Origin of the sequence: Pseudomonas sp. 21615526, assembly GCF_013386245.1 — a bacterium.
Taxonomy (GTDB): Bacteria; Pseudomonadota; Gammaproteobacteria; order Pseudomonadales; family Pseudomonadaceae; genus Aquipseudomonas.
The window spans coordinates 1-5358 of record NZ_JACAOM010000084.1 but is presented as its reverse complement, the minus strand read 5'-3'; the positions used below and the strand labels follow the sequence as shown (position 1 = coordinate 5358).

Annotated in this window: 4 protein-coding genes; 1 reads left to right on the top strand and 3 read right to left on the bottom strand. The window is 63.8% G+C overall.

Annotated features, from left to right (window positions below; genetic code table 11):
• Positions 1-24: 24 nt before the first annotated feature.
• From HX786_RS23425 to HX786_RS23415, 3 genes are read right to left on the bottom strand one after another with little or no spacing between them, the layout of a single operon-like run.
• Complete coding sequence (locus HX786_RS23425) at positions 25-1122, bottom strand: acetoin dehydrogenase dihydrolipoyllysine-residue acetyltransferase subunit (RefSeq protein ID WP_178912656.1); 1098 nt, start codon at positions 1120-1122, stop codon at positions 25-27.
• Positions 1119-2138 carry an alpha-ketoacid dehydrogenase subunit beta gene (locus tag HX786_RS23420; protein WP_003219158.1) on the bottom strand — a complete coding sequence of 340 codons (1020 nt, stop codon included), beginning with the start codon at positions 2136-2138 and terminating at the stop codon, positions 1119-1121. Before HX786_RS23420 ends, HX786_RS23425 begins: the two co-directional genes overlap by 4 nt.
• Before the next feature lie 39 nt (positions 2139-2177).
• The gene (locus tag HX786_RS23415; RefSeq protein WP_003219159.1) at positions 2178-3155 is read right to left on the bottom strand and encodes a thiamine pyrophosphate-dependent dehydrogenase E1 component subunit alpha; all 978 of its coding nucleotides are present in this window, start codon (positions 3153-3155) and stop codon (positions 2178-2180) included.
• Positions 3156-3465: 310 nt separating this feature from the next.
• On the opposite strand from HX786_RS23415, the gene HX786_RS23410 reads away from it, so the two are divergent.
• Positions 3466-5331 (top strand): sigma-54-dependent Fis family transcriptional regulator, encoded by a 1866-nt coding sequence (locus tag HX786_RS23410; protein ID WP_178912655.1) that lies wholly within the window; start codon positions 3466-3468, stop codon positions 5329-5331.
• Positions 5332-5358 lie beyond the last annotated feature (27 nt).

Genomic DNA, 5358 nt, shown 5'->3' with positions numbered 1-5358 from the left:
TTCCCACGCGGAGCGTGGGAACGATCAGGTCCTAAGAAACGCCAGCATCAACTGATTCACCCGCTCCGCTGCCTCCAACTGCACCATATGCCCCTGCCCCGGCAGTATCTCCACCTGAGCCTCCAACCCCTGGGCATGGCTCGCCGGAATAATTGCGTCCTCACTGCCCCAGATCACCAGGCTCGGCTGCTGCCCCACCACACTGCGCAAATCCACCAATTGCCGACCACCGCTGAACAACGCTCCGGTGATCTGCCGCAACGCCTGCTCCACACCCTCCAGGCGCTTGAACTTGAGCATGTCTTCCAGCATCTGCCGAGTCACCAGCGCCGGATCGCTGAACAGTTGCACCAGTTGCGGCTTGAGTGCATTGCGATTGCTCGCGTCGATAAAACCTTGCAGGTAGTCACTGTTGATCTGCGTACCCAATCCAGCGCTGGCGATCAGGGTCAACGACGCCACACGCTGCGGTGCCACCCGCGCGAGGTTCAGGGAAACCAGCCCGCCCATGGAATGCCCGGCGAGGTGTACCCGGTCAACCTTCAGATAATCCAGCAGTGCCAATACCGCCTGGCTCAGCTCCTCAAGCTCGCCCGTTTGCAGGTACTTGCCCGACTCGCCATGCCCCGGCAAATCCAGGGCGATCACCCGCCGCTCAGCCGCGAGCACCGGGTGATTGAACAGCCAGTTATTCAGGTCGCCACCAAAACCGTGCACCAGCACCAGCGGTGTGCCGCCCTCCCCGAGGTCCAGATAGCGCAGCAGGCGCCCGCCCACCTCGACCTTCTGTGCCGATGGCCCGCTGGCTTCAGCCTCGGCGGCACTGGAAACGAACCCCGCCAGGAACGCCTCGATCACCCCATCAATCTCGGCCTCGCTGGCCTCGCCTTCCACCACGATTGCCAGCAATGCCCCCACGGGCAAGGTCTCATCGCTCTGGGCCAACACCCGCCGCAGCACCCCGCTGAAGGGTGCCTCGACACTGCTGGAAATCTTGTCGGTCTCGACATCCAGCACCTCTTCACCCTTCTCCACCCGGTCGCCCGGCTGCTTGAGCCAGACATCAACCCGGCCTTCGGTCATCGACAGCCCCCACTTGGGCATGGTCAGTGTATGGATCATGCGGCATTCCTCTTGTCGGCAATCTTCAGCACCGCAGCTTCGATCTTCGCCGCGTTGGGGATGTACAGGTCCTCCAGGGCATCGGAGAACGGCACCGGCGTGTGAGGCGCGGTGACCATTTCGATCGGCGCGCGCAGGAAGCCGAACGCCCGTTGCGCCACCAATGCACTGATGTCCGTGGCAATCGAGCAACGTGGGTTGGACTCGTCGATCACCACCAGGCGCCCGGTTTTCTCCACGCTTTCAAGGATGCTGTCTTCGTCCAGCGGGCTGGTGGTGCGCAGGTCCAACACTTCGCAGTCGATACCCTGGCGCGCCAGATTGGCTGCGGCTTCCAGGGCGATGTGCACCATGCGCCCGTAGGTCACCAGGGTTACATCGTTGCCTTCACGCACGTAGTTGGCTTCGCCGAACGGCACGGTGTACAGCTCTTCCGGCACTTCGCCCTGGAGGCTGTAGAGCATTTTGTGTTCGAGGAAAATCACCGGGTCGTTGTCGCGGATCGCCTGGATCAGCATGCCCTTGGCGTCATAGGGCGTGGCCGGGCACACCACCTTGAGCCCGGGAATATGCGTCCACATCGAGGTGAGCATCTGCGAATGCTGGGCCGCCGCACGCAGGCCGGCGCCGTACATGGCGCGCACCACCAGCGGCGTGGTGGTCTTGCCACCGAACATATAGCGAAACTTCGCCGCCTGGTTGAGCAACTGGTCGAGGCAGCAGCCGATAAAGTCGACGAACATCAACTCGCACACCGGGCGCATGCCACGGGTGGCCGCGCCGACGGCCATGCCCACATAGCCGACCTCGGAAAGTGGCGCGTCGAGCACGCGGTCGGGGAACTCCGGATACAGCCCCTTGGTGACGCCGAGCACGCCACCCCAGGCGTCCTGTTCACCGGGCGAACCGGTGCCGCCGGACACGTCCTGGCCGATGATGAACACGCTCTGGTCGCGGCGCATCTCTTGGGCCAGGGCTTCGTTGATTGCCTGCTGATAGCTGATTTTTCTAGCCATGATGACTTCTCCACGGATTGTTTTTGTAGTGGGTGGCGGTTAGCGGTAGGCGACGTAGACATCGCTCAGCAGGTCGGCGGCCTGGGGTTTGGGATCGGACTTGGCCAGGCGCACGGCGTCTTCGATCAGCTGCGCGACTTCGGTGTCGATGCGTTCGAACTGAGCCGCGTCGAGCCAGCCTTCGGCGGTGCAGCGCTGGCGAAACAGGCTCAGGCAGTCGCCGGTTTCCCGCAGGTTTTTCACTTCGTCCGGGCCGCGATAGGTTTGCGCATCGCCTTCGAAGTGGCCGTAGAAACGGCTCAGTTTGACCTCCACCAGCGTCGGCCCTTTACCGCTGCGGGCACGCTCTACCGCAACGCCGAGGGCGGCGTGCACGGCAAAAAAGTCGTTGCCGTCGACAATCACCCCCGGCATGCCAAAACCCACGGCGCGCTCGGCAATGTCCTTGCAGGCCACCGACCAGCCGGACCCGGTGGCTTCGGCATAACCGTTGTTCTCGGCCACGAACAGGCACGGCAGGTTCATGATCGAGGCCAGGTTCATCGCTTCGAACACCGCGCCCTCGTTGGAGCCGCCGTCGCCGAAAAACGCGACCGCCACACCCGCGCTGCCCTTGAGCTTGGCCGCCAGCGCCGCACCGGCTGCCAGCGGCGCCCCGGCACCCACAATGCCGTTGGCGCCGAGCATGCCCTTCTCCTGGTCGGCGATGTGCATGGAGCCGCCCTTGCCGCCGCAGACGCCGGTCTTCTTGCCGTAGATCTCGGCCATCATGCCGAACACATCCACGCCCTTGGCGATGCAATGGCCGTGGCCACGGTGGTTGGAGGCGATGCAATCTTCATCGTTGAGGTGGGCCATGACCCCGGCGGCGCTGGCCTCCTGGCCGGCATACAAATGCACGAAACCGGGAATCTCGCCGGTGGCGAATTCCACGTGCAGGCGTTCTTCGAAATCACGGATGGTGCGCATCACGGTGTAGGCATGGAGCAATTGATCGGTGGACAGGTGAGTGGACATCTTGTTGTTCTCCAGGTTGTCTCGACACACAAAAGGCTGGATCAGGCCAGCTGCAAGGCACTCAGCACGGCCTGTGCCAACCCGTTGGAAAACCCGGGAAAGCCTTGACCCAGAGCAGTTGCCTGGAAGCGTGGACGTGCCACTGTGGGCCGTTCAATGAGACGCGCCGTTGCAACCTGCCCGCAGCGTCTGCGGCGCAATGAGACGCTGCGTCTCACCTCGGGCAGTTGGTCAGGCCGGCCTTGTTCCTCCCGGCCCATGGGCGCTTAATGGCGGGCATAACAACAAGGATCGAGAACCGGAGGCTTCCATGCTCGCCGTGAACTCCAAGGACCATGTCGACTGTGTCAGCCGCGTGGTACGCAACGCCGACCGCCTGCCCCAGGCGCCGGTGCCGTCGCTGATTTTTGATTCCTGGCGCCGCTCCATGGAGCAGCACCACCTCGACCCCGGTTCCCTGCAAGGGCCGCGCATCCTCACCAGCACCCTGCTCAAGGAATGCCGCGAACGCGCCGAGCTGTTCATGCGCATCGCCAGTGAGGAAGTCGGGCAGATTCACAACCGGGTGCGCCACGCCGATTACTGCGTGATGCTCACCGACGCCCAGGGCCAGACCATCGACCACCGCGTGGACGCCGGCATTCGCAACGACTGCCGCAAGGCCGGCTTGTACCTCGGCACCTGCTGGTCGGAAGCCGAGGAAGGCACCTGCGGCGTGGCCACGGTGCTGACCAGCAAGGCCGCGGTCACCGTGCACAAGCGCGACCACTTTCGTGCGGCGTTTATCGGCCTGACCTGCTCTGCCGCACCCATCTTTGATCCCCAGGGCAACCTGCTGGGCGTGATGGACGCCTCCGCCCTGAAATCGCCGGATGACCGGCGCAGCCAGCACCTGGTGCGGCAGATGGTGGCGCAAAGCGCGCGGGCCATCGAGAACGCGTTTTTCATGCACAGCGCCCGGCAACATTGGGTGTTGCAGGCCCACAGCACGCCCGGTTACGTCGACAGCCAGCCGGACATGCTGCTGGCGTGGGACCAGGATGGGCGGCTGCAAGCCTTGAACAGCAAGGCGCGGCAGGCCCTGAGATTGCGCTTCGGGCAGTTGCCGGAGCATATCGGCGAAGTGTTTGACCTGGACGCGTTGCGCGCCGTGACCGATCAATCGACGCAGCAGTTGCATTGGCTCGGCGAGCCGGGGGCGTTGCAGGTACGGGTCAGCGCGCCGCGGCGTAAGGCTGCACGTGCGACGGTGTCTTCGAGTCATCAGGTAGACCCGCGAGTAGAAGAACATCTGCGCCTGGCCGTGCGGGTCAAGGACCGCAACCTGCCGGTGCTGGTCCAGGGCGAAACCGGCGCCGGCAAGGAAGTGTTTGCCCGCCAGTTGCATGAACGCAGTGCCCGTCGCGACGGCCCCTTTGTGGCGGTGAACTGCGCGGCGATCCCGGAAAACCTGATCGAGAGCGAACTGTTCGGCTACGTGGCCGGGGCATTTACCGGTGCCTCCAGCAAGGGCATGACCGGGCTGCTGTTGCAGGCCGATGGCGGCACGTTGTTTCTCGACGAGATCGGCGACATGCCGCTGGCGTTGCAGACGCGACTGCTGCGGGTAATGGCCGAAGGTGAAGTGGCGCCGCTGGGCGGGGCAAAAACCCGGGCGGTGGATATCCAGGTGATCTGCGCCAGCCATCGGGACTTGGCGGCGCTGGTGAGTGCTGGAAGCTTTCGCGAGGATTTGTATTTCCGGTTGGGCTGTGCGCGGTTCTGTGTGCCGCCATTGCGCGAGCGCATGGACAAACTGGCATTGATCAATCGACTTCTGGAGCAGGAGGCGCGGCACAGCGGTGTTGCGGTCGGGATCGCGGCAGCGGCGCTGGAGTCGCTGCTGGGTTATGCCTGGCCGGGGAATGTGCGGCAACTGCGGCATGTATTGGCGTATGCGTGTGCGGTGTGCGACGGCGGGACAATTCAACTGGCGGATTTGCCGGTGGAAGTTCGTGGTGACGCGGTTGCGGTGAAAACATCGGAAAGCGTGAGTCCTGAGCGGCAGTTGGTGCTGGACGCACTGATTCGGCATCGATGGAAGCCGCTGGCGGCGGCGCAGGCGTTGGGGATTTCCAGGGCGACCTTGTATCGACGGATTAACCAGCTGGGTATCGACATGCCCGGCAAGCACTGACCCAACACGGTCAAAAATGTGGGAGCG